Origin of the sequence: Burkholderia sp. 8Y, from assembly GCF_902506145.1 — a bacterium.
In the GTDB taxonomy this organism is placed as follows: domain Bacteria; phylum Pseudomonadota; class Gammaproteobacteria; order Burkholderiales; family Burkholderiaceae; genus Caballeronia.
In genome coordinates, this window is sequence record NZ_LR733519.1 from 1,417,507 (window position 1) to 1,443,229 (window position 25,723).

A 25,723-nucleotide genomic window follows, 5' to 3' on the forward strand; every position below is an offset into this window, starting at 1 on the left:
TCAGGCGTGAACGGTGACCGGTTGCGCCGTGTCGCGCCCTGCGCTTTCGACGTGACCCGCCATGTGTCTTCCCAACGCGACGCGATCCGCGCCGCTCGCCACCGTCTCGTGCACGAGACGTCCTTCCGCGATCACCGCGATACGGTCCGCCAGTTCCAGCAGTTCGTCGAGGTCCTCGCTGACCAGCAGCACCGCCGCGCCCGCGTCGCGTACCGCGAGAATCCGGGCATGAATGTCCGCGACGGAGGCGAAGTCGAGCCCGAACACGGGGTTGGCGACGATCAACACGTCGACCGCCTGCCCCAGTTCACGCGCCAGCACGGCGCGCTGCACATTGCCACCGGACAGCGTGCCGATCGCACGCGCGGGCACCGGCGGCCTGACGTTGAATTCGGCGATGAGGCGCTCGGCGCGCGCGCGCATGGCGCGACGGTCGAGCCGCCAACCGTGACGCTTCATCGGCGCGCGGTCGAAGTTGCGCAACGCCAGATTCTCCGCGATGCTCATGCTCGCCACGCACGCATTGCGCAGCGGCTCCTCGGGGAGCGCGAACACGCGCAGCCGCGTCATCTCTTCACGCGTGGCGCGATACGACTCGCCGTGCATGCGCATGTCACCGCTCTGAACGCGGCGCTGCCCGACGAGCGCTTCGATCAGTTCCTTCTGTCCGTTCCCCGATACGCCCGCGATACCGAGGATCTCGCCCGACTTCACGGCCAGCGATACTTCGCGCACCGCCGCGTGTCCGCGATCATCGATCACGCTGAGTTTCGACAACTGGAGGCGCACAGGCGCGTTCGCACCGCAAGGCTTGCGCAGCGGCCGCGCTTCAGCGAGTTCGGGATCGTCCTTCGGGGATTCATCGCCCATCATCCATGCCGCGAGCCGGTCACGGCTCGTGTCCGCCACCGCGCTCGTGCCGACGAGCTTGCCCTTGCGCAAGACGGTGACATCGTCCGCGTAGGCCATGACTTCGCGGAACTTGTGCGTGATCATCAGCACGGTCAGTTCGCCGCGCGTGGCCAGCGCGCGCATGAGGCCGAGCACTTCGTCCGCTTCCTGCGGCGTAAGCACGGACGTCGGCTCGTCGAGAATCAGGAAACGCTGGCGCAAATAAAGCTGTTTCAGGATTTCCAGCTTCTGCTTCTCGCCCGCGGCGAGACTGGAAACGGGTGCATCGAGCGGCAGGCGGAACGGCATGGAACGCATGAAGGCATCGAGCGCCGCGCGTTCCTTCGGCCAGTCGATCTTCCAGGGCACCCGTCCGCGTGCCAGCAGCAGGTTCTCTTCGACGGAGAGGCCCGCCGCCAGCGTAAAATGCTGATACACCATGCCGATGGAAAGCGCCTGAGCATCGCGCGGCGATGCGATCTTCACTTGCCGCGCATCCGCGATGATCTCGCCCTGTTCGAGCACGCCATAGCCCACGAGACCCTTGACGAGCGTGCTCTTTCCTGCGCCGTTCTCGCCGAGGAGCGCATGCACGGTGCCCGCGCGCACTTTGAGCGTCACGTCGTCGAGCGCGGTGAAGGCGCCGAAGCGTTTCGTCGCGCCGAGCACTTCCACGCCCATCGCCGTGGTCGAAGCGTTCATGGTCGGCTTCCGAGCGTGGCGAGCAGTGCCTTCGAATCGGATACCGTGCCGAACACGCCGCCCTGCATCAGCACCATGTTGAGCGCGGCGTCGTGGTTGTCCTGATCGGTCGCGCCGCAGCAGTCCGCGAGAATCGTGCACTCGAAGCCGCGATCGTTCGCTTCGCGCATCGTCGTGTGAACGCATACATCGGTGGTGATGCCGGTCAGCACGAGATTGACGATGCCGCGCGTGCGCAGAATCAGTTCGAGATCCGTTGCGCAGAACGAGCCTTTGCCCGGCTTGTCGATGACGATCTCGCCCGCAGCCGGCTTCAGTTCGTCGATGATTTCCCAGCCTGGTTCGCCGCGCACGAGGATCTTGCCGCAGGGACCGTCATCGCCGATGCCGATGCCGTTGGTCCCCGCGCGGCGGCTTCGCCATCGCTTGTTGGCGGGCAGGTCGGACAGGTCGGGCCGATGCCCTTCGCGCGTGTGAATAATCGTGAAGCCCTGCTCGCGCATCAGCGTGAGGACGTTTTTGATCGGCCCGATCGGCGCGCGCGTCATCGACAGGTCGTAGCCCATCTTGTCCACGTAGCCGCCGATGCCGCAGAAGTCCGTCTGCATGTCGATGACGACGAGCGCGGTGTTGTCCGGTCGCAGATCGCCGTCGTAGGGCCACGGATAGGGACGAGCCCCGATGAAGCGAGACATGTGAGTTCTCCGTTCAGGAATCAGCGTGTGAGACTGAGTTCGCCCGGCGCGCCCGCGAGCGTGCGGTAGGGCCGGCAGTCGACGATCATGATGACGAGCGTGAGGACGTACGGCGCGGCGTTGAACAGGTAGTAGCCGCTCGTCACGCCGATGGCCTGCAACGCGGGACCGAGTGCGCCCGCTGCGCCGAAGATCAACGCGGCCCACAGGCATCGCAAAGGCTGCCATCGCGCGAAGATCACGAGCGCGACGGCCATCAGACCTTGTCCGCTCGACAGACCTTCGTTCCAGCTTCCGGGATAGACGAGCGACAGATACGCCCCGCCCACGCCCGCGAAAGAGCCGCCGACGGTCGTCGCCAGAATGCGTATGCGCGTGATTGGATAACCCATCGCGCGGGCGCTCTCCGCGTTCTCGCCGACGAGCCGCAGCGCCATGCCCCACCGCGTATGGCGCAGACCCCATTGCAGCGCGAACGCCAGCACGACGCCGATCATGAACAGCGGATTGACATGCAGCGCGTTGTGCAATTGCGGCGACGATGCCCACGCGCCGAGATCCATCGACGCCAGCATCGGCGCCTGCGGCTCGATGAACGGCTTGCCGAGATAGAACGCGAGTCCGGTGCCGACCAGCATCAGCGCAATGCCGAACGCGATGTCTGACACGCGCGGCAGCGAGCACACGAGACCGTGCAGGCAGCCGAGCAGCAAGCCCGCGCAGCCGGCCGCGAGCACACCGAGCCACGGCGAGCCCGACAGATACGCGGCGGCGTAGCCCGTCATCGCCCCTGAAACGAGGATGCCTTCGAGCCCGAGATTCACGCGCCCGCCCTTCTCCGTCAGACATTCGCCGATGCTCACGAAGAGATACGGCGTGCTCACGCGAAGGGCGCCCGCGAACAGCGACAGCATGAGCACGGCGACGGGTGAATGTGCATCAAACATGCGTGCCCTCCAGTCGATGCGATGTGCCGGCGACAGACATCGCCTGCAGTTTGATGCGCCATGCCGCGAGTCGGCCACCCATGGCTTCCCACGCAAGCAGGTTCGCGAACAGCAGGCCTTGCAGCACGAGCGTCGTGGCATCGGGCAGGCCGAGGCGACGTTGCAGCAGCGAACCGCTCGCTTCAATACCGCCTACGAGCACCGCGCAAAGGATGATCGCGAGCGGGTTCTGACGCGCCGCGAACGCGACGAGAATGCCTGCATATCCGTACCCCGCCAGAAGCGATGCATTCGCGCTGCCCTGCACGGCCGCGACCTCGAACATGCCGGCGAGTCCCGCTGCGGCCCCGCCCATCGCGCACGCCGCGATGGCGAGCGTGTTCACCGGCAAGCCGACGAGATGCGCCGCATGATGGTTGCCGCCCACGACGCGCATCGCGAAGCCCTTGGTGCTGTGACGCACGAAGAGCCACGCCGCGAGGCACGTGAGCGCGCCCCACAACAATCCCCAGTGCACGTCGAGACCCGGCAGCGAGCCGATGGAAAAGGCATCGGGCACGGGTGGCGTGGAGGGCTTGTTGAGACTTGCCGGATCGCGCAGCGGGCCTTCGACGAGATGCTTGAAGAGCGCAATCGCGATGTACGACATCAACAGGCTGCTGACCGTTTCGTTCACGCCGCGCCGTTGCCGCATCGCGCCGACCGCGCCGATCCACACGCCGCCCGCGAGCATGCCCGCGAGCGCCATGAGCGGCGCGGCGACGAACCACGGTGTTCCTGCGGGCACGACCGTCGCCACCACGGCGGCGGCGAGCCCGCCCAAGGCGAGCGCGCCCTCGCCGCCGATCACGATGAGCCCGACCTGCGCTGGCAGCGCCACGCACAACGCGGTCAGCATCAGCGGCGCGGCGCGCAGCAACGTGCTCTGCCATGCGAACGACGAGCCGAACGCGCCCTGCACGATCAGCACGAGCGCATCGTCAGCGGGCTGGCCCTGCACCAGCAGGAACACCGAAAACAGCACGAGCGTGCCGATGAGTGCGCACAGCGTCGGCAGCACAGGCAACGCGCCCAGCGCCACGCGCGGTAACAAAGGAAGGGAACGCATGCCGGCTCCGCGAACGTTGAATCAGATCTGCCCGACGACGCCCGCGACGAGATAGTTCATGCTTTCCAGCTTGATATCCGTCTGCGCGTAAGCCGTGCCCGACGCAATGGCGCTGCCGCCCTTGTTGTCCTTCATCGGGCCTTTCAAGATCACGTAGTCGCCCGCGATCATCTTCGACTTGATGGCATCGGCGTTGGTCTTCGCCTCGGGCGTGACCCTCGCGCCGTACGGCGACATCTTCACGAAGCCTTCCTTGAGGCCGCCGCGCAGGATGTTCGGCTGCGGCTTGCTGGCTTGCGCATCGGCGACGAGTTCCTTGTAGGGCGTCGCCCAGTCCCATTCCGCGCCCGTGAGATAACCCTTCGGCGCAAGCGCGGCCTGACTCGCGTGATAGCCGCAACTCATAGCGCCGCGCTTCTCCGCCGTTTCGATGACGACCTTCGGGCCATCGACGTGACAGGTCAGCACGTCGCATCCCTGATCGACGAGACTGTTCGCGGCTTCGGCCTCCTTCACCGGCATCGACCAGTCGCCCGTGAAGATGACGTGCGTGGTGATGGACGGATCGACGGACTGCGCGCCAAGCGTGAACGCGTTGATGTTTCGCAGCACTTGCGGAATCGGCTTGGCGGCGACGAAGCCGAGCTTCTTGCTCTTGCTCGCATGACCCGCGACGACGCCATTGAGATACTGGCATTCATCGATATAGCCGAAGTAGCTCGCGATGTTCGGCGGATTGCCCTGCTTCCACAAGCCGCCGCAATGCGCGAAGCGGACTTTCGAATACTTGGCGGCCATCTTCAGCACGTGCGGATCGAAATAGCCGAACGACGTCGCGAAGATCAGCGTCGCGCCGTCCTGCTCGATCATCGCTTCGATCGTCTTCTGCACGGCGACGGTCTCGGGCACGTTCTCTTCCTCGACCACCTTCACGCCCGGCATCTTCTTGATGATCGCCGCTGCCTGCGCCTGCGCCTGGTTATAGCCGTAGTCACCCTTCGCGCCGACATAGATCACGCCGACGGTGACATTGTTCGCGGCGAACGCGAGATCGAACGGCAGCGCGCTGCCGAGCGCAAGCGCGCCCGCGCCTTGGATGAACTGGCGGCGATTGGCCATGATGTAGCTTCCTGTGTGGGTTGATCGTTGGATGAGGATGCAAAGCGGCGCGCACGGGCGCGAATGCCGTGGAACGCAGTCATGTCGCGTGCGCCGCTTCTAGAGGTGACGCCTGTCGGATCGCACCGCGCGTCGCATACTTGGAGGGCAATGGTGCCGCGCCCGACGCTCCGATCAAGCGGCCGTACACTGAAGCGTCGGCGATGGTCGCTGTCATGAGTTCAATCTTGGATACAAGTCCAAGACGTATCGCACTCTTTATGCCAACGCCGAATTCCGTTTGGGATCAGGCTTCTACATGGGACCACCCGTCAGCTTAAGCGCGGGCATGAACCATTCAAGCTCAGTCGTCATCCAACCGTGGTGCGCGTATTCCCGCCAACGGTGCAAGCGAGTGCTTCGCTCCTCCGTCCACGAACGCGGCACTACAACGCAGTTCGGACGGCTGCTCGCACTCCAGTGGACTATGACCGCACCGCGCACGCATCAGCGCCTGAATGGCGCTGCGATTGTTCCCTGCTCACGCGTTCCGTGCAGATGACATCGACGATGTATTGCGCATCACGCGCAACGCCGGAGAAGCGGCCCGACCCCCACGTATGCAGCCACGGCAGGCCGATGGAATACACTCCGGGCACCGCCGTCACGACCGGCGCTGCGTCATGCACTGCGACGCTGGCCAAGTCCGACCGGTTGGCATTGATTAGAACCCTCGTTCACGAGTCGCTTGCAAACGCCCATAGCTTGCCTTGATCGCGCGCGGCCGTTGCACGAAACAGGTGCCGGGCGCTTAGACGGCGGATACTAAACCCATAGCGTCAGGATCAGAAGCGGCCGTGCGCCGCACCGCTCATAGCCCCTACAGCGGCAGCCACGCGGCATGGCACCGGGGAAACGAAACGGGCCACCGTCGACATCACACGCAGCCATCATTCAGTACTACAGATCGAAGTGCCGCTCCCCGTCGCCGTGAATGGTCTTGCACCACGCAAGCACGGCGCGCCCGAGAACTACTTCCTTCAAGCCGCCTTGCAAATCCTGCAATCCGACGGGCAAAACAATTTTCCGCGAGGCACGACGCTTCGCGACGCGCTTACAGGCAAGTCATACATGACGGGTCCGTAACGGAAACTTCAACCACGCGCGACGACGTCAATTCACCAAGGCAGTGCTTCTGCGGCAAGGCATAAAGTCGATGTAAGTTGCCGAAGTCAATGGTACCGAACTAGTGAGTCCACAAGGCACAGATAGCCGGCGGTCACGCGGATCGCTGCCTTATTCGCACGGGCGAGATTAATCAGATAGCACTTCGTTACGTACTTTAGTTTCACTATTGAACTATTTATATGGAGTTGCCGTACTGGCCAAAAGACTTTTCCATGTGCCCGACCACAAGGACGTTAGCGCCGTAAGCAACGTGCCGATAAATCAGGAAACCAACGGTTCGGCAGGTACGCCTGCGGGTGTTCGACGCCGGCAGCCGCAAAAGCGCTTTCTGCGGCTCAGGCTCTTTGCAGTCGCCTTTTCAGGAGATAACTATGAAAGCAGTTGTATATCGCGGTCCTCGCCAGGTCGCCGTAGAAGACGTGCCTGATCCCAAGATTGAGCGCCCGACTGATGCCATCGTCAGAATTACCAGTACCAACATCTGCGGGTCCGACCTGCACATGTACGAAGGTCGAACCGACTTCGAGCAAGGGCGAATCTTCGGTCACGAGAATCTGGGCATGGTCGAAGAGGTTGGACCGGCCGTGGAGCGCATCAAGCCCGGCGACCGGGTCTGCCTGCCATTCAATGTGAGTTGCGGCCACTGCGTGAACTGCGAGCGCGGCCTCACCGCGTTTTGCCTGAGCGCGAACGGGCCGGATATCGGAGGCGGTGCGTTCGGCTTTGCGGACATGGGACCGTGGCCGGGCGGCCAAGCCGAGTATCTCAGAGTGCCCTGGGCGGATTTCATGTCTTTGAAGCTGCCGCCGGGCGCCGAGGAGAAACAGACCGACTACGTGATGTGCGCCGACATCTTCCCCACCGGTTGGCACGCCACTGAACTAGCCGGCATGCGGCCCGGCGATTCGGTCGTGATCTATGGCTCGGGGCCGGTGGGTCTCATGGCCGCGCACTCGGCCATGATCAAGGGCGCGCGCAGCGTCATGGTGGTGGACTGCCATGCCGACCGGCTGAAGCTGGCCGAATCGATCGGCGCCATTGCGATCGATTATTCCAAAGAAGACCCGGTGCAGCGCGTCATGGACCTGACGCACGGAATCGGCGCGGACGTGGGTTGCGAATGCGTCGGCTACCAGTGTCACGATCCGGCTCCCCAACGCCAAGAGCATCCCAATCTGACGATGAACAATCTGGTGTCATCGGTCAAGTTCACTGGCGGGATCGGCGTGGTCGGCGTGTTCGTTCCCGAGGACCCGGGCGCGCAGGACGAACTGGCGAAGCAGGGAAAGATCGCGTTCGATTGGGGCAAGTGCTGGTTCAAAGGCCAGCACATCGCCACGGGCCAATGCAACGTCAAGGCGTACAACCGGCAGTTGCGCGACCTCATCTCAGTCGGACGCGCGAAGCCGTCGTTCATTGTTTCCCATGAGTTGAAGCTCGACGAGGCGCCCGACGCCTATCAACACTTCGACGTGCGCGAACATGGCTGGACCAAGGTTGTCCTGCATCCCGGAGGATAGCGAAGCGACGCCGCAATCGTAGCGCCGACGGAGTCGAAGCACTATTCGAGGTCCATGAAACCGCGAACCGGCCGGCTACATCTTGGGCGATCCAGCCCACGGCGCAGTTCCGCGATTCATGGCCACGCGCGGCGTGAGCAGGCACGACGCGCTACATGTCAGCGATCTCGCTTCACGGAGCCCGTGCGCGTAGCGAGGCAGTGAACTTCCAGGAGCATTCATCATGGCAGGCAACATCGTTGCTATCCGATCGCACAGATGGTCGGGGCGCGGCCACGTTCCGTCGGACGTCTCGCCCGGTGAGCTCATGCAAAGCATAGGTTGGATCCCGGTGGCGCTGAGCGCGGCCCTCATCGTCTCAGGACTCGTAGGCCGGAAGAAGGGTGCCGTGGCTCTCGCGCTCACGGCTTGCGCGGGCGGCCGTGTTGAGCGCGGGGCGCGGTGTCCCGCTCCTCATGTTCGATTCGATCCGTCCGGCGGCGGCCTCAGCGAAGGCTTGGTTCAACTCCTGGCACCACGCCGCTGAATATGATCGCCGACAACGCGCTACGGCGCTTCAAGAGCCTCGTCGAAACCGGCGAGATTCCCACTCTTGAGCGGCAGCCCGCTGCTCGCGAAACGAAGCGCTAAGGAGAACGACCATTCGAGCACTGTACTGGAACGGGGCCAATGACTTGCGCGTCGGGACTGTCAAGGACCCGGAGATCATCAATCCCCATGACGCGATCCTGCGCGTGAGCTTGTCGACCACCTGCGGCTCCGATCTCCACTTCATCGATGGCTATATCCCGACGATGAAGTCCGGCGATGTCATCGGCCACGAGTTCATGGGCGTGATCGAGGACATCGGCCCCGAGGTGAAGCGCTTCGCGAACGGCGACCGCGTCGTCGTTCCTTCATTCATCGTGTGCGGACAGTGCTGGTATTGCCAGCATTCCCTCTACTCGTTGTGCGACAACACGCACCCGAAGCCCGAACTACAGGCACCGCTTTTGGGCGGACATACGACGGCCGGCATTTACGGATACACCCACGCGTTCGGCGCTATGCGGGCGCGCACGCGCAATACGTGCGAGTACCGTTTGCCGACAACGACTGCTTCACGATCCCCGACGGCGTCGCGGACGAGACAGCGCTGTTTCCTTCGGACGCTGTTCCCCGACCGGCTACATCGGTGCCGATTTCTGCAACATCCAGCCGGGCGACACCGTCGCAGTGTGGGGCTGCGGCGGCGTCGGGCTGATGGCGCAGCAAAGTGCGCGTCTGATGGGCGCGGAGCGGGTCATCGCGATCGACCGCTTCCCCGAGCGGTTGCAGATGGCGCGCGAGCATGCCGGCTCGGAAACGATCGACTATACGAAAGTCGACAGCGTTCTCGACACGCTCATGGAAATGACGGGCGGGCGCGGACCCGACGCTTGCATCGACGCCGTATGGATGGAGGCGCATGGCACCGGGCCGCAATACGCATACTACCGCGTCAAGCAGGCCCTGCGTCTGGAAACGGACCGCGGCCAGGCGCTGCGTGAGGCCGTGATGGCTTGCCGCAAAGGCGGCACGCTGTCGGTGCTCGGCGTCTACGGATTGATCGACAAGTTTCCGATGGGCGCCATCATGAACAAGGGCATGACGGTGCGCAGTGCCCAGCAGCACGGGCAAGCTTATATGGACCGGCTGCTCTCGCACGCACAGAAAGGCGAGCTGAATCCAGCTTATCTCGCCACGCACCGCTTCTCGCTGGAAGAGGCGCCACGCGGCTACGACATGTTCAAGCACAAGACCGACGGCTGCGTCCGTGCCGTATTCGCGCCGTGAGTTCGACGCATGTCGCTAGCGCCGCCCGAAGAGATACAACATGACCCGACTCACAGCCGCATCCGCCCTTGTGGCGATAACACTTCTTGCGAACGCATCCTTCGCTCAGGCCAGATCAAAGCCTATCCTGACGAAGAATGGAATTCATGGCGCAACGCCAAGAAAAACCAGGTGTCTGCCGGATATCACCTTCGTGTGCGTTCAGAGCGTCGTGGCCGATGCGCGCGGGAATCTTTGGGTCGTCCACCGGGCCGCACCAGCGACGGCACCGCTCGTGAAGGGCGGCCCCAAGCTGGTGAAAATAGATCTCAAGGCGAACAAGGTTGCGCAGGTGATCCGCTTCGACGGAACCGTCGCGTCTCAGGGAAGCTATCTGAACGATGTTCGTCTCTCGCCGGACGGACGGTATGCCTATCTGACCGATGCCGGGGCCAAGGGAGCGCTCGTCGTCGTGAAGTTGCAGACCGGCAAGGCTAGACGCGTTCTCGACGGCCACCCGAGCACGCAGCCGGAGAAAGACGTCGTGTTACGAACCGATGGGCACCAGTTGCGCCGGCCCGACGAACGTGGCGTCGAGTTCGCCGCGGATAGCCTTGCGCTCTCGCCCGATGGCGGCACGCTCTACTGGAAAGCATTGACCGGCCGCACGCTCTATCGGATCGCGACGAACGCATTGCAGAACGCGCGTCTCGCGGAGAAGGACCTCGAAGCTCCCGTGGAGCCCGTCGCGCAGACGGAGCCGACGGACGGTCTCTGGATGGATGCGCACGGGCGGCTTCATTTGAGCGCTATCGAGCAGGACGCCGTCAAGGTTCGCGACGGGGATCGCATCGCTACCCTCGTTCAGGACAAGCGGCTACGCTGGCCCGGCACGTTTTCTGAAGGACCCGACGGCACGCTCTATGTCACCAGCTCCCATATACAGGACATGAGCTGGTTCAAGCCCGAAAACGGCCCGCGCCTCCAGACGCAACTGTGGCGCATCGAGCGTTCCGGGGCGTCGCAGTAACACGCGCATGCGCGGACCGCCCCGCCTTCGCGAACCCCACGCGCTACTTGAGCGCGAGGACGAAATTGAAGCGGGCCGCCTTTCGCTCGCTGCCCTTGTCAATCGCGACCAATAGCCAGCGATCGAACAGGGAATCCTCAGCGTTGCGCTGCTCGCCGGGAAAGTACAGTTGGGTGGTCAGAATGGCCCCGTTGGGCGGTTGCACCGTCACATGGATGTGTCTGGTTCGTCCGGGGTAAAGCCCGGGAAGGATCGTGTCAAGCCGGTACCGCCCTTCGCTGTCCGCGAATTGATGGCCCCGGAGCCGGAACCCCTCCAGATCGTACTCGCCGGCGTCGTCGGCGTGCCAGAAATCGAGCAAAGCTCCAGAAATCGCCCTGCACTGCGTCGAATACACCCGGCCAGTAAGGACGATCCTCGTTCCATCGATGCCCGGTTCGAGCAGCGATGCCCGTTGCGGCGAGTGCGGCAGGAAAAACGGACCTGCCGTCTGCTGCCGCGTCGGCTCGTCTTCGCCTGCGCAGGCGGGCGTCGCCGACACTTCGCCGGGCCGCCCATAAGCATCGCCGAGCGCCAGCAGCAGCAACGTCGACGGCAGTGCCGCAGAGTTGCGAAGGAAATTGCGCCGGCCTTGATCCGCGTTTCGTGTCTGCATGATGAGTGGTCCTTGCTTCGGAGCGTCCCGCCACTGCACGCGCGACGGCGGCCGCACGGCTTCCGGCATGCCGCTGAGCGCGGCGCAGCGTGGCTCGCCTATGCCCGTCATGGTAAGCCGGGATCGTCGTCTTGTCGGATGCGCAGAGCGAACGGGTAAAAGACCGAGATCGAACGCGAGTAGTCGAAAACCCGCCTATAAGAATCAGTGATTAAGCGCAGCAGAATACGATATTAGACCTGAATCCGGGTTGTCCTTACAATCAGGTTTCTCTCAGGTTCGTCAACGGCCCTCGGATTTTTCACAAACTTTCCGCGCTGCTCCCGAAACGGAGTCGGCGCTAATGAGATGGTCAGCCTGACCGAAACGGCCCGATCGGCTTACGCTGATCGGGCCGTTTCCTCTTTCAGGAGTTCATCATGGGCGCCGTCGCGTTGATTGGGATCGATCTGGGCAAGTACTGCTTCTTCTTGCACGCGCAGGACAGCCGCGGCCATGAGGTGTGGCGCAAGAAGACCACCCGGGCGCAACTTCTGAGGTTGCTTGCAAACTGCCCGGCCTGCGCTGTTGCGATGGAAGCTTGCGCGGGCGCGCACTTCCTGGCGCGCAAGCTTCAAACGTTCGGGCATCGGGTGATGCTGATTGCGCCGCAGTTCGTGCGGCCCTTCGTGAAGGGCAACAAGACCGACTTCGCCGATGCCGAAGCCATTTGCGAAGCCGCCTCCCGCCCGTCCATGCGCTTCGTAGCTGTCAAGACGCCCGAGCAGCAGACACTGCTTGCCTTGCATCGCGTACGCGAGTCGTTGGTAGCCGAACGTACGGCCGCGAGCAACCAGATCCACGGCTTCCTGTTGGAATTCGGCGTGAGCCTGCCCGGTGGGTTCGCGCGCGATTAGCCGGCTACCGGCGCTGCTGGACGATGCGAGCCAGGAGTTGCCGCCGCGGCTTGTCTGCATTCTGCTGCGCCTTCATCGGCGGTATGGCCAACTCTGCGAGGAGATCGCGCAGATCGAAGGCGAACTCAAGCTTCAACTGGCCGAAGACGACCCAGGCCAGCGATTGTTGACGATCCCCGGCATCGGCCCGATGACAGCCAGCAGCCTACTGGCGATGGCGGGCGACGTGCATGGATTCCGACGGGGACGGGATTTCGCTGCGTCACTCGGCCTCGTACCGCGGCAGCACTCAACGGGAGGGCGTGCGACGCTGCTGGGCATCAGCAAGCGCGGCGACAAGCATCTGCGATGTCTGCTGGTGCAGGGCGCGCGCGCCGTCATGCAGCAAGCCAGGCGCCGCACCGATGCCCTGGTCATCTGGTTGCAGGCCTTGATGCAGCGGCGTCACAGCAATGCGGTCGCCTGCGCACTGGCCAACAAAATGGCCAGAATCGTCTGGGCGATTCTGGCCAAGGGTGGCGCGTACCGGGCGCATCCGGCCGTTGCCTGACCTATCTACCTGCCTGCTTTTGCGACCTCTGACTCGTGACGAAGATAATCGGCTCACAGCCCGACAGAAAACCTGCCAAAAAATCCAGTCTTGCAGACTGAGGCGCTTTTAAGGACTGCCGGGCGCGGCTTCTCATCAAGGGCCGGGCGCAATCCGCGCCCACATTTCGAGCCCGGATACATTTGCGCAAGCCCTACTATCTTAGGTCACAGGCCACGGTTGCAAAAATCGGGCTGACCATACATTTTTTTTGTCTGTCGCGACGACGACCAATTGGTTGTAACTCGGGGAGTCCGAACGTAGCGATTAGCATCGCTGAGGACGATACTGACAGGTATGACGACGACACCCAGATGAAACGAAAAACCCTGAAACAACCGGAGTCGAAGCGATGATCGTTCGCATCGCACAACATCCCCTGAAGCAGCGCTTGTTGTTCGGTGCTGCATCCACCGCGGTCGTGTTGCTGGCTCAGCAAGCGTTGACACTCGTTGCCCACGGACGACTGACATTCCTCTTCATCAGCGCGACCCTTCCGCTCATCACGGTGCTGTTCGGGGCGTTGTCGGGGCTGCTGCTTCTCGTAAGCGGCATCGCGTTCGGCGCGCTCTGGATGCAGCCTGTCGGCAGTTTCGCGGTCCCGCAGCAGGACGATCAGATCGTGCTGCTCGCGTACTCGGTGGTCGGCGCATTTCTGGTCACGGCCGGACAGCAGTTGGCTAAAGTGGCCCGGCGCGCAGGAAAAGCGGAAGCGGCGACACGCGATGCCGCCGATCGCCTGTTGCAAGTCGAGCGCGACGCCAGGCACCGGTTCGACGTGGCCCTGGACAGCGCCGGCGTGCCGTTTTGTATCCTCACGCCCGTCGTGCGCGAACGCCGTATCGCCGAACTCCGATGGGACTACCTCAACGAGGCGGCGGCAGCGCTATTCAACCAAAACGCTGCGGTCGTGATCGGCAGTTCGACTTCGTATGTGCGCCCGGCTGGCTGGGACGCAGATGTCCTGCTCGAGCGACTTGCGCCGCTTGCCGAGCGCCGGGGACGCGAGGCTTTCGACGTACGCGTCCAAGGTGAAAGCGGCGAGCAATGGTTTCATGTGGTCGCGGCGTCACTGGAAGGTTCCGTCGTCGCCTGGTTCGTCGACGTGACGCCGCGCGTGCGCGCCGAACGGGCGCTTTCGGAGGCTGACCGCCGCAAGGACGAGTTTCTTGCCACGCTCGCGCATGAGTTGCGCAATCCGTTGGCGCCGATCAGGCAGGTTGCCGAGATACTCGAACAGCCGAGCTTGAGCGAAGAACGAAGAACGAAGAAGCTGGTGTATCGACGTGCTGCGCCGCCAGTCGGCCGCCATGGCGCTTCTACTCGACGACCTGTTGGACGTGTCGCGCATCACGCGCGGGGCGCTGGAACTGCGCAGAGAAACGGTTGCGCTGCGGGAGGTTGTCGACGAAGCGCTCGAGGTCGCGCGGCCGATCCTCGCAGGCAAAGGGCACGAGCTTGCTATAAAGCCTCTCGCCCGGCCATTGCATATCAAGGCGGATCGCCTTCGACTCGCGCAGGTGCTCGCCAACCTGCTGACGAACGCTGCGAAATACACGCCGCCGGGCGGGCGCGTCGAACTCACGGCCACGGCAAATGACGCTGAAATTGTCCTGTCGGTCGAGGATAACGGTATCGGTATCGAGCCCGACAAGTTGTCCGCCATCTTCGCTATGTTCTCGCAGGTGAACCGCGATCAGCACCGTCAGGGTGGTCTTGGTATCGGACTGGCGCTGTCGAAATCGCTGATCGAGCTGCATGGAGGCAGACTGACCGCGTCGAGCGGTGGAAAGGATCGGGGAAGCCGCTTCTCCATTCATCTTCCAGCCGCGTCGCGCGTATTGTCACCGCCGGCTTCGCCGCGCGTCCCGGCTGCCGATCGTTCGTCGGTTCCGACGCATCGCATTCTGGTCGTCGATGACAACGTCGACGCCGCTGACGCAATGACGGCATTCCTGGAAATGGAGGGGCACGAAGTACGGACCGCCTATTGCGGTGAGGAAGCCGTCGCGCTTCTCGGCCACTACAGTCCGAAGGTGATTCTGCTCGATCTCGGTTTGCCCGGCATCAGCGGAATCGACGTGGCTCGCCACATACGGGCAACACCTTCTACGAACGACGTGACGCTCATTGCCATCACCGGATGGGGTCAGCCGCAAGACCGGGCAAGCACGGCAGACGCCGGATTCGACTTCCACTTCACGAAACCAGTGGATGTAGGTCAACTCAACCGCGCGATCGAGAGCGCCGTCCTCGCCACCTAATGGAACGAGACAACTGACAACACCCGATCGGTGCGCGCCGCCCGGTCCCACTGAACGAGCCGCGCGCGGTCGTATCTCAGACGCTTCATGAACGCCATGCGCCGCACGTCTCGCCAATGTAACGAGCGCGCGTGTTGGCGTTATCCAAGAAGCGGCCATTCAATAGAGGAACCTCAAAATCGCATGACGAGCGCGACGCCCGCGACCATCAACACGGTGCCGAGCGCACGCAACCAGCTCAGCGGATGCTCGGCCACGCCGATCCATCCGAAGTGGTCGATCGCCACCGATGCGACCAGATTCGCGCAGATGGTCAAGCCATTGAGCGTGCCGACTCCCACTTTCTGCACGAGCGTCAGACCGGCAAACACCGCGACGGCGCCTACGATGCCCCCGAGCGGCGCCCACCACTTCATGCCGCGCAAAGCGTCGAGTGTCGGCAAGGGCGTCGGCTGTATGCAGAACAAGGCGATCGCGAGGAACGTGACGAGCAGGAACGACACGCTCGACGCAAGCCACGGATTGACGAGCGCGGCTTTGAGCTCCCCGTTGATCGGTGCGCCCGCAGCCTGAAGAATGCCGCCCACGATGATGAAGGGATAGATCCACGCGTTGCTCATTCTCGTCCTCCGTCTGTGAAGATCAATGCCCGGTCAGCAGCCGGCAGCCGAGCGCCAGAAGAAGCGCGGGAGGCATGACGACGATGCCGACCTTCAGGAACTGCATGAAGCTCACTTCCTCGCCTTCTCGCCGAATCGACGACAGCCAGAGAATCGTCGCGAGCGAACCGGTGATCGACAGATTCGGACCGAGGTCCACGCCGATCAGCACGGCATCGATGACGCGCTCAGGACTGTGCGCCTGCAAGGCCGTCGCGCTCGCGATAAGCCCGGCCGGCAGATTGTTGATCGCGTTGCTTCCGAAGGCGATGACGAGTCCCGATACCGCTGCCGTCATCGGCTGATTATGTTGCGTGGACTCTCTCAGCAGCGCCGAGAGTTCACGTATGACGCCCGTGTGCTCGAGCACTTCGACCAGCACGAAGAGGCCCGCGACGAGCGGCAACACGCTCCACGATATGTCGCTGACGAGCTTGACCGGTGACTCGCGCTCTCTGATCAACACGACCAGTGCCGTCAGGATGCCGAGAATCGCCGTCGGCAAACCGAGTTGCAGGTCGACCGCCGAGACGACGAGCAGCGCGACTGCCGTCACGCCGATACTCGCCAGCGTGACCTTGCCGTTCGCGCTCAGTCTTTCGACAGGCAGGTCGCGCGCGCATTCTCCGTTCAGGGCCTTACGCTGCGTCCAGCGCAACATGAGAAACGTGGCGACGATCGACATCACCGACGGCAACGCGAAGCGCGCCACCCATAGACCGAGCGCCGGCGTGTGGTTCGCATAGAGCACGAGGTTGGCCGGGTTCGAGATCGGCAGGACGAAGCTCGCTGCGTTGGCGATGAACGCGCAGACGTAGAGCATCGGAAGCGGCTTCGTGCGCGCTTTTCTCGCGGCGGCGAACACGGCAGGCGTGAGCACGACGGCGGCCGCGTCGTTCGACAGGAACGTCGTGACCACGACACCCACCAGATAGACGAGCAGGAAGAGCTTCCGAGGCGATCCGTGGGCATAGTTCACGGCATGCACCGCGACCCAGTCGAAGAGGCCTTCGCGACGGCCGAGCTCCGAAAGCAGCATCATGCCGATAAGAAACAGATAAACGTCCGTGCCCTTGCCGACCGCCTGCCACGCGAGCTGCGCGGGAAGCAGCCCGAGCGCGACGAGCATGACGGCGCCCGCCACCGCCCAGATCGCTTCGGGCCAACGAAAGGGCCGCAAGATCACGCCAGCGGTGGCGGCGAACGCAATGCCCCATGAGAGAAAGGTCGGATTCATGTGGCGAGACGTGACTCGTGGGTGACGTCGCGGCGAAGGCCGCACGTTTGCTTGAGCGTTTTGCCGAAGAGGAGCCAAAGCGCGAGCGATCCCGTCGATACGGCGCCCAGCACCAGAAAGGCGCTCGCGTAACCGAAGTGTTGCGCGAGCACGCCGCCGAGCGCGGGACTCAGCGCGGCACCGAGACCCTGCACCGTCATGACCACGCCCTGCCCGACATTCACCCGTCCCGTGCCCTGCAAGAGCCGCACGACCAGCGCAGGCAGCGCGACGCTTTGCAGCCCCGCGCCGATGCCGTCGAGCGCCTGCACCGGCCAGACGCCCCACGCGGTAAGGAACATCGCGGCGACCACTCCGCGCACTGGCAGCGCGAGAAACGTAATGAGCATCACGCCCCAGTAGCCGATTCGCTGTATCAGGCGGTTGGCGAAATACGCCGCGGCAACCATCACGAGTTGAGCGACGACGATGGTCTGGGCGGTGAACGCGCTCGGATCGCCCTGATGCGCCGCGACGACCGCGAGGCCGTAGAGCGGCAGCATCGCCGCATTGCCCAGATGGAACATGGCGAGCGCCGCGGCGAGAAGCAGCAAGGGCCGGCAGGTCAACAAGACGCGAAAGCCGCTTGCATGTTCATGCTCATGCTGATGCTCGTTGGATGCCGTGCCTCCGCGACCGCGCGCACTGTCGTGATCGATCGCGTCGCGCCGGATGAGCAGCGTCGCTATCACCGTCACGGTGCCGAACACGCCGGCGAGCACGAACACCGCGCCGAAGCCGTATCGCCATCCGAGCCAGCCCGAGAGCGCGGCGCCCACCACGTTGCCCGCATGATTGGCCACCTGATTGCGGCCGAACTGCCGGTCGAAACCCTTCTCGCGCACGATTCCCAAGGTCACGCCGGCCACGGCCGGACCGAGCGCGGCCCCCGTCACGGCCGTGCAAATCTGCGAAGCCGCCACGATCCGGTAACCATGCGACAGCCACAGCACGAGTGACGCGAGCGTGGTCATCACCCCGGCGATCACGATGATGCCGCGCTTGTGATGGGTGGCATCGACGAGAGCGCCTGCTGGCGAGGTCGCGAGCATGCCCGCGATGCCGCCGAGCGTCATGACCGTGCCGATGGCCTCGGGGTGCCAGCCCTGCGCCTGAAGAAAGACGCCGAGAAACGGCCCGATGCCCGCCTGCACATCGGCCATGAAGAAATTCAGTCCTTCGAGCGCGTACTGAGGATTCATGGTTCACCAATGACGACCGTTCTTGTTGGGACCGAGCTGCGAGCCGAGGATGCCGTGCTCGGGCCAGGGTTCGACCGCGTGCGCATCCGTGCCGAGCGCAGCGTGGTGCTTGAGATGCTTCTCCGCATGCCCTGCCGGTTGCAGGGTGATCGAGTCCTCGCCGCTTCGCCCGTCAGCGGTGCGGGCAGTCACCGTCAACAGCGCCCGGTGGCCTGTCGTTGAAGCCGGGAGAACCGCTTGCCAGATCCCGGTCTGGTCGGCGCTGCGGGAGAACGAAATCGGCATGCCGTCGAGATGGCCGGTGACGGACACGACATCGTCATCGGAAACCAGCACGCGCACACGCGTCGCGTCCACGTTTCTGGGCGCGGAGCGGCTGCGATGCAGCCTCCGGTCGGACGGACGCGCGATCATGACGAAGGGCCACGAGGCATCGAGCGGCTGGAACTTCCAGCTCACGACACCGCTATCCACCGCCGCGACGGAAAATCCCGGGCGACCATCGTCTTCTTCGATCTGTCCGGTCGAACGGGTCGCTGCGTAGACGACCCAACCGTCGTTGAGCAACTCGTTGTAGTGCGTATGCCCGGTGTCGACCATCGCGACGTTCGCGCGCGCGAACGCCGAAGCCAATGCGTGTCCATCGGCGATATCGCCGGGATAGGCGTGCATGAAGACGACGGGCGGCTCCGTGTCGCGAGCGGAAGACGCCAGTTCTTGCTCCATCCACTGAAAATCAGGACCCGACAGCCTGAAGTCCGGCCCTCCCCGTCCGGCGGATACGACGTCCAGAAAGATGCACCGGTGGCCATTCACGATGCGCGACATCGGCAACGCCGAGTTCGCAAAGGCGTTGAAGGCGTCGAGATGGCCGGGCTCGTAGTCGTGATCGCCCGGTATCGCATGAAGCGGCAGCTTCGAGCGGGCCACTTCATCGGCTATCTTGCGGTACTGTTCGGGCGTGCCGTTGTTCGCGTTGTCGCCCGGAAGAAACGCGAAGTTCACCCGGTCCGACAAGTGGCGATTGACCAGGCGGATCATCGACCTCAGATGATCGAGACTCTCGTACTGGTCGTCGCCCGAGGCATGAAGGTCCCCGAAGTGCACCCAACTCAACATGACACATGCTCCTTGAACGAATGGAAGCCTCGTCAGGCCGCTTCGGGGGCGTCGATGAGTTCGGCTATTTCATCGACTTCGATCGTGCGACCGCGGCGGTTCTTCACGCCGCGTCCCCAGGCGTGAGCGTGCGCGCCCGGACTCAGGTAAGCCGCCAGCTCGGCTGCGGCATGAGGCGGCATGCGCAGCGACGTGTCATCGTCCAGCAAGGCCCCGCGTAGTTCGCCCTTCGGACCGAAGAGAGAAAGCACCACTTCGCCGAAGCCTTCCATCGGTTTGCGTTCGACCTGCGGCTTGTGATGCTTCTCGCCGCTCGCATCCGGACCGTCGTCGAGAATCACCACGCCGCGGCGGGTGGTCAGGGAAACGGCGGCGATCATGTCTGCATGGCGAGGCTTGACGCCGCGCACGCTCACTACATCGCCCAGCGCGACATGCCGCGCGAGTTGCTTCGACAAATGCGGAGGAAAGTGAACCTGACGTGAGACGATGACGAGGCCGTCGATTTCACCGTAAGAATTCAATAGAAAGCGCGTGACTTGGCCGCGTGTTTCGGGAAGGCTTGCAGGGTCGATCCAATGCATGTTCGTTATCCTTACTAAGTGCGAGTGATAGATGATTGCGACAGCCCGCGTTAAGGCGTGCGCGACGAGCGGTCGTAAAGCGGCGTCAGATTGCCCGGCGTGCCGAATGCCGTCGCCTGAAGCGCGGTGCCGTATTGATTGCGCGTGCCGTAGCCTTGCGCGGATACCCTCGCGCCGGCGCGGACCAGCGCCGGGAACCGTTGAGCCACGGGTGGCGTGAGCTTGATGACCGTGCCATCGGACAGGATCACGCCATCGGGTTCGCCGCGGGGCGCACTCGTGACGCGCGCGACCTGTCCTTGCGCGCTTAGGCGCGAGAGTCCTTCCGCGCGTGCGTCGCGGGGCCACGCCGGTGCGCCGCGCATCGGCGGCTCGTCGATCACTTGCCGACCGCTCGGTGTATCGACGATGCGTTGCGCCGCGAAGCTGCCGTCTCCGTCGCGCCGGCCAATCACTTGTACGCGATCGCCTCGGCGAACGACCGAAGTCAGTTGTGCGCTCATATGCGGAGGAAAGCGCACAAGTGTCCCGTCGTCGGTCATGAAGCCGTCGACATCGCCGTCCGGATTAGTGAGGAAGCGCGCGACGGTGCCCTGCGTGGTCGCCGTCGAAGCGGCGTCGGCAAGCGGTGTCGGCGCTGCGCCCGGACGTGGCGGCGCAGGCGGAGGCATCGGCGCGCCCGCGACGGCAGGCGGCGGAGCGTCGGACGCTACAGGTCGCGGTGGCGGCGTTCCAGCAGACGGCGGTGGAACTTGCGCTGCGCAGCCGGCGCTCGCCGCGAGCAGGACCGCAAGCACGGCGCTTCTCGGGCTGGGATATCGAGTTGATTGCATGATTCACTCCTTACGCTTGACGAGGAGTGATCTGCAAGGGCTATGCCATTCGAAAAACGCCGATAAATCAATACGCCACGCGCGACAAGCAGCTCGATGTGTCAAGGAACCCGACAGCGCATGTCCGGTTCCTTGACGACTTCAAGCGCCTGCCGAAGCCTCTGACATGCCGAGCGCCGAGATGCGCGTATAAAGCGACTGCCGGCTGATGCCGAGCCGCCTTGCCGCCTCGGCGCGATTGCCGCCGGACGCCGATAGCGCGTGGACGATCAGCGCACGCTCCAGTTGCGCGACCGCTTGCGGCAGCGGAAGCTCGAGGAATGCCTGCGGAATCGCGTCGTCCGCGTTGTTTCGCGTCGCGGTCGCGGTCAGAAACGCGAAGTCGTCGCGCGTGAGGACCTGTCCGGCGCCAAGCGCGCTGGCCCGCTCGATCGCATTGGCAAGCTCGCGCACATTGCCCGGCCACGCGAAGGTGGCGAGCAGGCGTTGAGCGTCGGCTGACAGATGCTTGCGCGCCACATCGGTCGATGCCGCCGCGAGGAAGTGTTCAGCCAGCGGCAGGATATCGGCCACGCGCTCGCGCAGCGGCGGCATGTGCAACGGAATCACGTTGAGACGAAACAGCAAGTCCTGCCGGAACGTGCCTGCCTCGACCATCGAAGCGAGGTCGCGATGCGTGGCGGCGACCACGCGTACATCGACCGTGATGACCCGGTTCGTGCCGAGCGGCGTGACCTGCCTTTCCTGCAGCACGCGCAACAGCTTGGCCTGCATGGGCAGCGGCATGTCGCCGACTTCGTCGAGAAAGAGCGTGCCGCCATGCGCCTCCTCGACTCGCCCGCGCCTGTCGCGCTGCGCGCCCGTGAAAGCGCCCTTCCCGTGTCCGAACAGTTCGCTTTCGAGCAGATCTTCGGGAATGGCCGCGCAGTTCACGGCGACGAACAGACCGCTCGCCCGAGCCGACGCGCGATGCAGCACGCGAGCGGCGATTTCCTTTCCGGTTCCTGTTTCGCCGGTGATCAGCACGGTCGAGTTCGTGCCGGCGGCGCGGCCGAGGCGCTTCTGCACCTCATGCATGGCCTCGCTCACGCCGAGCAATTGCGGCTCGTCGGACGTGACTTCGTCCGCGAACGTGCGCGTGGCCGGCGTGTTCATCTGCGCCGACAGAACGCGATCGAGCAGCGCGGCGATCTCTTCGCGTCCGACCGGCTTGGCGAGATGCTCGAACGCGCCGAGGCGCATGGCGCTGATGGTGTTGTCGCTCGTCGCGTGCGCGGTGAGCATCACCACCGGCACGGTCTGCAAGCCTGGCGTCGCGCGCAGCGTCTCCAGCACGGCCACGCCGTCCGCGCCGGGCAAGCGGAAGTCGAGAAAGATGCAGGCAGGCGCCGCGCGCCCGCGCAACAGCTCCAGCGCTTCTTCGCCGGAACGGGCCTCGGCCGTCGAGTGGCCGAGGTCTTGCACGGTTTCCGCGAGGCCTTCGCGAAACGCGTCGTCGTCGTCGATGATCAGGATGGTCGCCATGGCAAGTCGATTACAAAGCGCGTCACGTTGGAATCGTCGGCAAGGTAAGCGCGGCCGCCATGCGCCGACGCTATCTCACGCACGACAGCGAGACCGAGACCCGACCCTTCGGGCCGGCCGGTCACGAACGGCTCGAAGATCCGCTCCCGCTCGGCCAGGGCCACGCCGGCTCCATTATCGATGACTTCCAGCCTGAGCCTTTCGCCCTCTTGCGCTTCGACACCATATGCGCGAACCGTCACATTGCCGCCTGACGGCGCGTGCCTGAGCGCATTCACGAGGAAATTGTCGAGCGCGCGCGCGAGTTGCGCCGGATCGAAGACAGGCTGCGTCTTGCTATCTGCGACTTCCACACTCAGCGCGACATGCCTGGTCTCAGCGCGCGATTCATGCGTATGAACGATATCGTCGAGCCAGGCGCGCAGATCGACTTCGCGCGCGTGCACCGTCACGGATTGCGTCAGCGCGAGCAGGCTCGTCACCTGCGACTCGATGCGTCCCACTTGCTGGATGATCGTCCTCAACGCGGCTTCGCGGCGCGCGCCGTCGCCGGCCAGCGCGTTCTCCGCTTTGAGACGCATCGCGCCCGCCGGGTTGCGGATCTCATGCGCGAACTGCGCGGCCATCTTTCCCAGCATGCTGAACCGTTCCTCCAGTGCGAGCTTCCGGTTCAGCGCGTCGGCGTCGCGCTTGAGCCGCTGGGCGCGGTCGGCGTAACGGTTGAGAGCATCGACGATCTGATCGAGATCGCGCTCGCCGATGCGCTCGAGCCGTTTGCCGCGTTCGAATTCGCCGCCGGGCGCGAGCGCCTGTTCCAGCAGCGTGAGGTTCTGTCGCCAGCGCTTGAGGGTCAAGGCGAGAAACAACGCGAGAACGACGATGACGGCCAGCACACTCACAAGAATGGCGGTGGCGCGCTCGCCGTACGGTCCGAGCGGGGGGCGTGCACGCGTGAGCGTCCATGCGAACAGCGCCGCGTGACGCGGCACGGGGCAGGCCACCGCGAGCACCGCGTCCGTTCCGCTCGACACGGTTTCCGCGTGCAGCGCTCCGGCGCTCGATGCGCTCTTGAGCGTACGAAGAATGAGCGGCGTCTCCGCCTCGGGAATGTCGCGCTTGACGCCGCTGCCTCCATAGGTAGGAAATGCGTATGCGATGAAGCCGTTGGACGCGTTCGACGGCGGCTGGCTGGTCCAGAAGCCGCCTTCGACGCCATCGGTCTGGACGAGTACGAGATCGAGCACCGCGTGCATCAGGTCGAGATTCGTTTCGCCGGAACGCTGCATCGACAGGTCATAGCGCGACGCCACTGCCGTGCACGCAGCCTCCGCTTGCTGCCTCGCGGCCACGACACGCTCGCTGAGCGCCGATGACAACATGAGCCATACCGCGACGCTCAACAGACCGCACAGCACGGCGATCAAAGTCCAGAGCGTGAGAAGCTGCGTGGAAAACGACGGTCTCGGCATGAGAGGATCATGGGGCAAACGGGGGTGGCGGCCTGTGAAGCAAGTCCTTTGCCAAGCGGACCGTGCATGGGCCTAGTGTCCCGAGTTAAAAATTCATTGAATGATGCCGACCACGTACCAAAGTGTTCTGTGTGGCACTTGATGCGAGGAGGCAGGGATGAGCGGACGGCCCAAAGGGGAACTGGTGCTGAGCGAATCGGAGCGCAAAGAACTGCAAGCACTGACATTGCGACGCAAGACCGCACAGGCCCTCGCATTGCGGGCCCGCATCGTGTTGGCCTGTGCCGATGGACTGGACAACAGGAGTGTCGCGGCGAAACAGCGGGTCACTCAGCAAACGGTGTCGAAGTGGCGGGCGCGGTTCGTCATGAATCGTCTGGACGGACTGCTCGATGCGCCTCGGCCCGGCGCGCCGAGAACGATTGATGATGCGCGCGTCGATGCGGTTATTGCAAAGACGCTTGAGTCCGTGCCTGTCGGCGCAACTCACTGGAGCACGCGCACGATGGCTCGTGAGATGAAACTGTCGCAAACGGCGGTCACGCGGATCTGGCGTGCTTTTGGTTTGCAGCCGCATCGGCAGGAAACGTTCAAACTCTCCAGTGATCCGATGTTCGTCGACAAGGTTCGAGATATCGTCGGGCTTTATCCGGATCCGCCGCTTAAGGCCATGGTGTTGTGCGTGGACGAAAAGAGCCAGATTCAGGCGCTCGATCGCACGCAACCCATGTTGCCGTTGGCACCCGGCATCGCTGAACGACGCACGCACGATTACATGCGTCACGGCACGACCACGCTGTTCGCGGCGCTGGACATCGCGACTGGCGAGGTGATCGGCGAGGTACATCGGCGCCATCGCAGCAGCGAATTCGTGCGTTTTCTGCGCACCATCGAAGCCAGCGTGCCGTCGCACCTGGATGTGCATCTGGTGATGGACAACTATGGCACGCACAAAACGCCCTCGATCAAAGCCTGGTTCGCCCGTCATCCCCGCTTCCATGTTCACTTCACGCCCACCTCGGCGTCGTGGCTTAATCAGGTCGAACGATGGTTCGCCTCGCTCACTGAAAAATACCTTCGACGCGGTACGCATCGCTCGACACGTCAACTCGAAGACGCGATCCGTCAATACCTGGAGATCTATAACGCCAATCCACAGCCGTTCTCTTGGAGCAAGTCGGCTGATGAGATTCTGGCCAGTCTCGAACGGTTCTGTATGCGGGTCACGAAGGCCGCGGGCGAAGCATCATGAACATCAACACCGACGCAATTGATGAAGTCGCCTTGGCACTTCTCTACCTGACCCTGCATGCCCGATACCGTGCATGGAAGGGTTTCGACCGGGATGTACTGAACCGGCTCTACGAACGAGGTTTCATCGAAGACCCGGTCAACAAGACGAAGTCCGTGATCTTTACCGAAGAAGGATTGCGCGAGTCCGAGCGGCTCTTTAATCAACATTTCGTCATTCCAGAAAGACCGGGAAATTGATTCAACGAACTTCTAACTCACGACACTAGTTTCGCACAGGGGATCGCGCGCCGAGAAGCTGCAGCCCGAGTTACTCGTCCACGCGATTCGCTGCGGTCAATCACTCGCTATTGAGTCTAGGCGCTCGCCGACTGGTGTTCTTTTCGTCTCGTACATTCGGCGGCAGCAATACACATTGACATCGCGATC

21 protein-coding genes and 3 pseudogenes are annotated in these 25,723 nt (G+C 63.6%); 9 read left to right on the forward strand and 15 right to left on the reverse strand.

Annotated features, from left to right (window positions below; all coding sequences use genetic code 11):
* The 6 genes and pseudogenes from GV035_RS06205 to GV035_RS29350 all read right to left on the reverse strand — a co-directional run.
* The gene (locus GV035_RS06205) at positions 1-1,593 is read right to left on the reverse strand and encodes an ABC transporter ATP-binding protein (protein WP_159834110.1); all 1,593 of its coding nucleotides are present in this window, start codon (positions 1,591-1,593) and stop codon (positions 1-3) included.
* Positions 1,590-2,288, reverse strand: coding sequence for a biuret amidohydrolase (gene biuH / locus GV035_RS06210; protein WP_159834111.1), 699 nt, complete (start codon positions 2,286-2,288; stop codon positions 1,590-1,592). The genes GV035_RS06205 and biuH overlap by 4 nt, the downstream gene beginning before the upstream one ends.
* Before the next feature lie 20 nt (positions 2,289-2,308).
* On the reverse strand, positions 2,309-3,235 hold the full coding sequence (locus GV035_RS06215; RefSeq protein ID WP_159834112.1) for an ABC transporter permease: 927 nt from the start codon (positions 3,233-3,235) through the stop codon (positions 2,309-2,311).
* The gene (locus tag GV035_RS06220) at positions 3,228-4,343 is read right to left on the reverse strand and encodes an ABC transporter permease (protein WP_159834113.1); all 1,116 of its coding nucleotides are present in this window, start codon (positions 4,341-4,343) and stop codon (positions 3,228-3,230) included. Before GV035_RS06220 ends, GV035_RS06215 begins: the two co-directional genes overlap by 8 nt.
* Positions 4,344-4,364: 21 nt before the next feature.
* The gene (locus GV035_RS06225) at positions 4,365-5,462 is read right to left on the reverse strand and encodes a BMP family ABC transporter substrate-binding protein (protein ID WP_159834114.1); all 1,098 of its coding nucleotides are present in this window, start codon (positions 5,460-5,462) and stop codon (positions 4,365-4,367) included.
* A 464-nt stretch (positions 5,463-5,926) separates the two neighbouring features.
* Positions 5,927-6,109 (reverse strand): annotated as a pseudogene (locus GV035_RS29350) (hypothetical protein); the annotation flags it as partial.
* Positions 6,110-7,000: 891 nt separating this feature from the next.
* Here GV035_RS29350 and GV035_RS06235 point away from each other — a divergent pair.
* From GV035_RS06235 to GV035_RS06245, 4 genes and pseudogenes are all read left to right on the forward strand, one after another.
* Positions 7,001-8,149: a glutathione-independent formaldehyde dehydrogenase gene (locus GV035_RS06235; protein ID WP_159834991.1), complete on the forward strand. Its 1,149-nt coding sequence runs from the start codon at positions 7,001-7,003 to the stop codon at positions 8,147-8,149.
* A 734-nt stretch (positions 8,150-8,883) separates the two neighbouring features.
* Positions 8,884-9,078 (forward strand): annotated as a pseudogene (locus tag GV035_RS29355) (alcohol dehydrogenase catalytic domain-containing protein); the annotation flags it as partial.
* Positions 9,079-9,391: 313 nt separating this feature from the next.
* Positions 9,392-9,964, forward strand: coding sequence for a zinc-binding dehydrogenase (locus GV035_RS29360; protein ID WP_236572457.1), 573 nt, complete (start codon positions 9,392-9,394; stop codon positions 9,962-9,964).
* A gap of 40 nt (positions 9,965-10,004) precedes the next feature.
* The gene (locus GV035_RS06245) at positions 10,005-10,973 is read left to right on the forward strand and encodes an L-dopachrome tautomerase-related protein (protein WP_442859526.1); all 969 of its coding nucleotides are present in this window, start codon (positions 10,005-10,007) and stop codon (positions 10,971-10,973) included.
* A 43-nt stretch (positions 10,974-11,016) separates the two neighbouring features.
* Here GV035_RS06245 and GV035_RS06250 read toward each other — a convergent pair whose 3' ends face one another.
* On the reverse strand, positions 11,017-11,628 hold the full coding sequence (locus tag GV035_RS06250; RefSeq protein WP_159834115.1) for a dioxygenase family protein: 612 nt from the start codon (positions 11,626-11,628) through the stop codon (positions 11,017-11,019).
* Positions 11,629-12,047: 419 nt separating this feature from the next.
* On the opposite strand from GV035_RS06250, the pseudogene GV035_RS06255 reads away from it, so the two are divergent.
* The 3 genes and pseudogenes from GV035_RS06255 to GV035_RS06265 all read left to right on the forward strand — a co-directional run bounded on the left by GV035_RS06255 (position 12,048) and on the right by GV035_RS06265 (position 15,377).
* Positions 12,048-13,074 (forward strand): annotated as a pseudogene (locus tag GV035_RS06255) (IS110 family transposase).
* Between the two features lie 391 nt (positions 13,075-13,465).
* On the forward strand, positions 13,466-14,713 hold the full coding sequence (locus GV035_RS06260) for a histidine kinase dimerization/phospho-acceptor domain-containing protein (RefSeq protein ID WP_159834116.1): 1,248 nt from the start codon (positions 13,466-13,468) through the stop codon (positions 14,711-14,713).
* Positions 14,634-15,377, forward strand: a complete 744-nt coding sequence (locus GV035_RS06265) for a hybrid sensor histidine kinase/response regulator (RefSeq protein WP_159834117.1) — start codon at positions 14,634-14,636, stop codon at positions 15,375-15,377. Before GV035_RS06260 ends, GV035_RS06265 begins: the two co-directional genes overlap by 80 nt.
* A gap of 173 nt (positions 15,378-15,550) precedes the next feature.
* On the opposite strand, the gene GV035_RS06270 is transcribed toward GV035_RS06265, so the two are convergent.
* From GV035_RS06270 to GV035_RS06305, 8 genes are all read right to left on the reverse strand, one after another.
* A complete protein-coding gene (locus GV035_RS06270) occupies positions 15,551-15,997 on the reverse strand; it encodes a DMT family transporter (RefSeq protein ID WP_159834118.1) in 447 nt (148 codons plus the stop codon).
* Between the two features lie 22 nt (positions 15,998-16,019).
* On the reverse strand, positions 16,020-17,273 hold the full coding sequence (locus GV035_RS06275; protein ID WP_159834119.1) for an arsenic transporter: 1,254 nt from the start codon (positions 17,271-17,273) through the stop codon (positions 16,020-16,022).
* A complete protein-coding gene (locus GV035_RS06280; protein ID WP_159834120.1) occupies positions 17,270-18,514 on the reverse strand; it encodes an MFS transporter in 1,245 nt (414 codons plus the stop codon). Before GV035_RS06280 ends, GV035_RS06275 begins: the two co-directional genes overlap by 4 nt.
* A 3-nt stretch (positions 18,515-18,517) precedes the next feature.
* Positions 18,518-19,633, reverse strand: a complete 1,116-nt coding sequence (locus tag GV035_RS06285; RefSeq protein WP_159834121.1) for a metallophosphoesterase family protein — start codon at positions 19,631-19,633, stop codon at positions 18,518-18,520.
* Between the two features lie 32 nt (positions 19,634-19,665).
* Positions 19,666-20,217, reverse strand: a complete 552-nt coding sequence (locus GV035_RS06290) for a hypothetical protein (RefSeq protein ID WP_159834122.1) — start codon at positions 20,215-20,217, stop codon at positions 19,666-19,668.
* Between the two features lie 50 nt (positions 20,218-20,267).
* A complete protein-coding gene (locus GV035_RS06295) occupies positions 20,268-21,050 on the reverse strand; it encodes a hypothetical protein (protein ID WP_159834123.1) in 783 nt (260 codons plus the stop codon).
* A 141-nt stretch (positions 21,051-21,191) separates the two neighbouring features.
* On the reverse strand, positions 21,192-22,574 hold the full coding sequence (locus GV035_RS06300; protein WP_159834124.1) for a sigma-54-dependent transcriptional regulator: 1,383 nt from the start codon (positions 22,572-22,574) through the stop codon (positions 21,192-21,194).
* Positions 22,559-24,043, reverse strand: coding sequence for a sensor histidine kinase (locus tag GV035_RS06305; protein ID WP_159834125.1), 1,485 nt, complete (start codon positions 24,041-24,043; stop codon positions 22,559-22,561). The genes GV035_RS06300 and GV035_RS06305 overlap by 16 nt, the downstream gene beginning before the upstream one ends.
* Positions 24,044-24,200: 157 nt before the next feature.
* On the opposite strand from GV035_RS06305, the gene GV035_RS06310 reads away from it, so the two are divergent.
* Both GV035_RS06310 and GV035_RS06315 read left to right on the forward strand, forming a co-directional pair.
* A complete protein-coding gene (locus tag GV035_RS06310; protein WP_159834126.1) occupies positions 24,201-25,295 on the forward strand; it encodes an IS630 family transposase in 1,095 nt (364 codons plus the stop codon).
* Positions 25,292-25,534: a DUF6429 family protein gene (locus GV035_RS06315; protein ID WP_159834127.1), complete on the forward strand. Its 243-nt coding sequence runs from the start codon at positions 25,292-25,294 to the stop codon at positions 25,532-25,534. Before GV035_RS06310 ends, GV035_RS06315 begins: the two co-directional genes overlap by 4 nt.
* The last annotated feature ends 189 nt before the right edge of the window (positions 25,535-25,723 follow it).

Coding starts and splice junctions, on each gene's coding strand:
- GV035_RS06205 (WP_159834110.1), bottom strand. CDS start 1,593: ATGAACGCTTCGACCACGGCGATGGGCGTGGAAGTGCTCGGCGCGACG.
- biuH (WP_159834111.1), bottom strand. CDS start 2,288: ATGTCTCGCTTCATCGGGGCTCGTCCCTATCCGTGGCCCTACGACGGC.
- GV035_RS06215 (WP_159834112.1), bottom strand. CDS start 3,235: ATGTTTGATGCACATTCACCCGTCGCCGTGCTCATGCTGTCGCTGTTC.
- GV035_RS06220 (WP_159834113.1), bottom strand. CDS start 4,343: ATGCGTTCCCTTCCTTTGTTACCGCGCGTGGCGCTGGGCGCGTTGCCT.
- GV035_RS06225 (WP_159834114.1), bottom strand. CDS start 5,462: ATGGCCAATCGCCGCCAGTTCATCCAAGGCGCGGGCGCGCTTGCGCTC.
- GV035_RS06235 (WP_159834991.1), top strand. CDS start 7,001: ATGAAAGCAGTTGTATATCGCGGTCCTCGCCAGGTCGCCGTAGAAGAC.
- GV035_RS29360 (WP_236572457.1), top strand. CDS start 9,392: ATGGCGCAGCAAAGTGCGCGTCTGATGGGCGCGGAGCGGGTCATCGCG.
- GV035_RS06245 (WP_442859526.1), top strand. CDS start 10,005: ATGACCCGACTCACAGCCGCATCCGCCCTTGTGGCGATAACACTTCTT.
- GV035_RS06250 (WP_159834115.1), bottom strand. CDS start 11,628: ATGCAGACACGAAACGCGGATCAAGGCCGGCGCAATTTCCTTCGCAAC.
- GV035_RS06260 (WP_159834116.1), top strand. CDS start 13,466: ATGATCGTTCGCATCGCACAACATCCCCTGAAGCAGCGCTTGTTGTTC.
- GV035_RS06270 (WP_159834118.1), bottom strand. CDS start 15,997: ATGAGCAACGCGTGGATCTATCCCTTCATCATCGTGGGCGGCATTCTT.
- GV035_RS06275 (WP_159834119.1), bottom strand. CDS start 17,273: ATGAATCCGACCTTTCTCTCATGGGGCATTGCGTTCGCCGCCACCGCT.
- GV035_RS06280 (WP_159834120.1), bottom strand. CDS start 18,514: ATGAATCCTCAGTACGCGCTCGAAGGACTGAATTTCTTCATGGCCGAT.
- GV035_RS06285 (WP_159834121.1), bottom strand. CDS start 19,633: ATGTTGAGTTGGGTGCACTTCGGGGACCTTCATGCCTCGGGCGACGAC.
- GV035_RS06290 (WP_159834122.1), bottom strand. CDS start 20,217: ATGCATTGGATCGACCCTGCAAGCCTTCCCGAAACACGCGGCCAAGTC.
- GV035_RS06295 (WP_159834123.1), bottom strand. CDS start 21,050: ATGCAATCAACTCGATATCCCAGCCCGAGAAGCGCCGTGCTTGCGGTC.
- GV035_RS06300 (WP_159834124.1), bottom strand. CDS start 22,574: ATGGCGACCATCCTGATCATCGACGACGACGACGCGTTTCGCGAAGGC.
- GV035_RS06305 (WP_159834125.1), bottom strand. CDS start 24,043: ATGCCGAGACCGTCGTTTTCCACGCAGCTTCTCACGCTCTGGACTTTG.
- GV035_RS06310 (WP_159834126.1), top strand. CDS start 24,201: ATGAGCGGACGGCCCAAAGGGGAACTGGTGCTGAGCGAATCGGAGCGC.
- GV035_RS06315 (WP_159834127.1), top strand. CDS start 25,292: ATGAACATCAACACCGACGCAATTGATGAAGTCGCCTTGGCACTTCTC.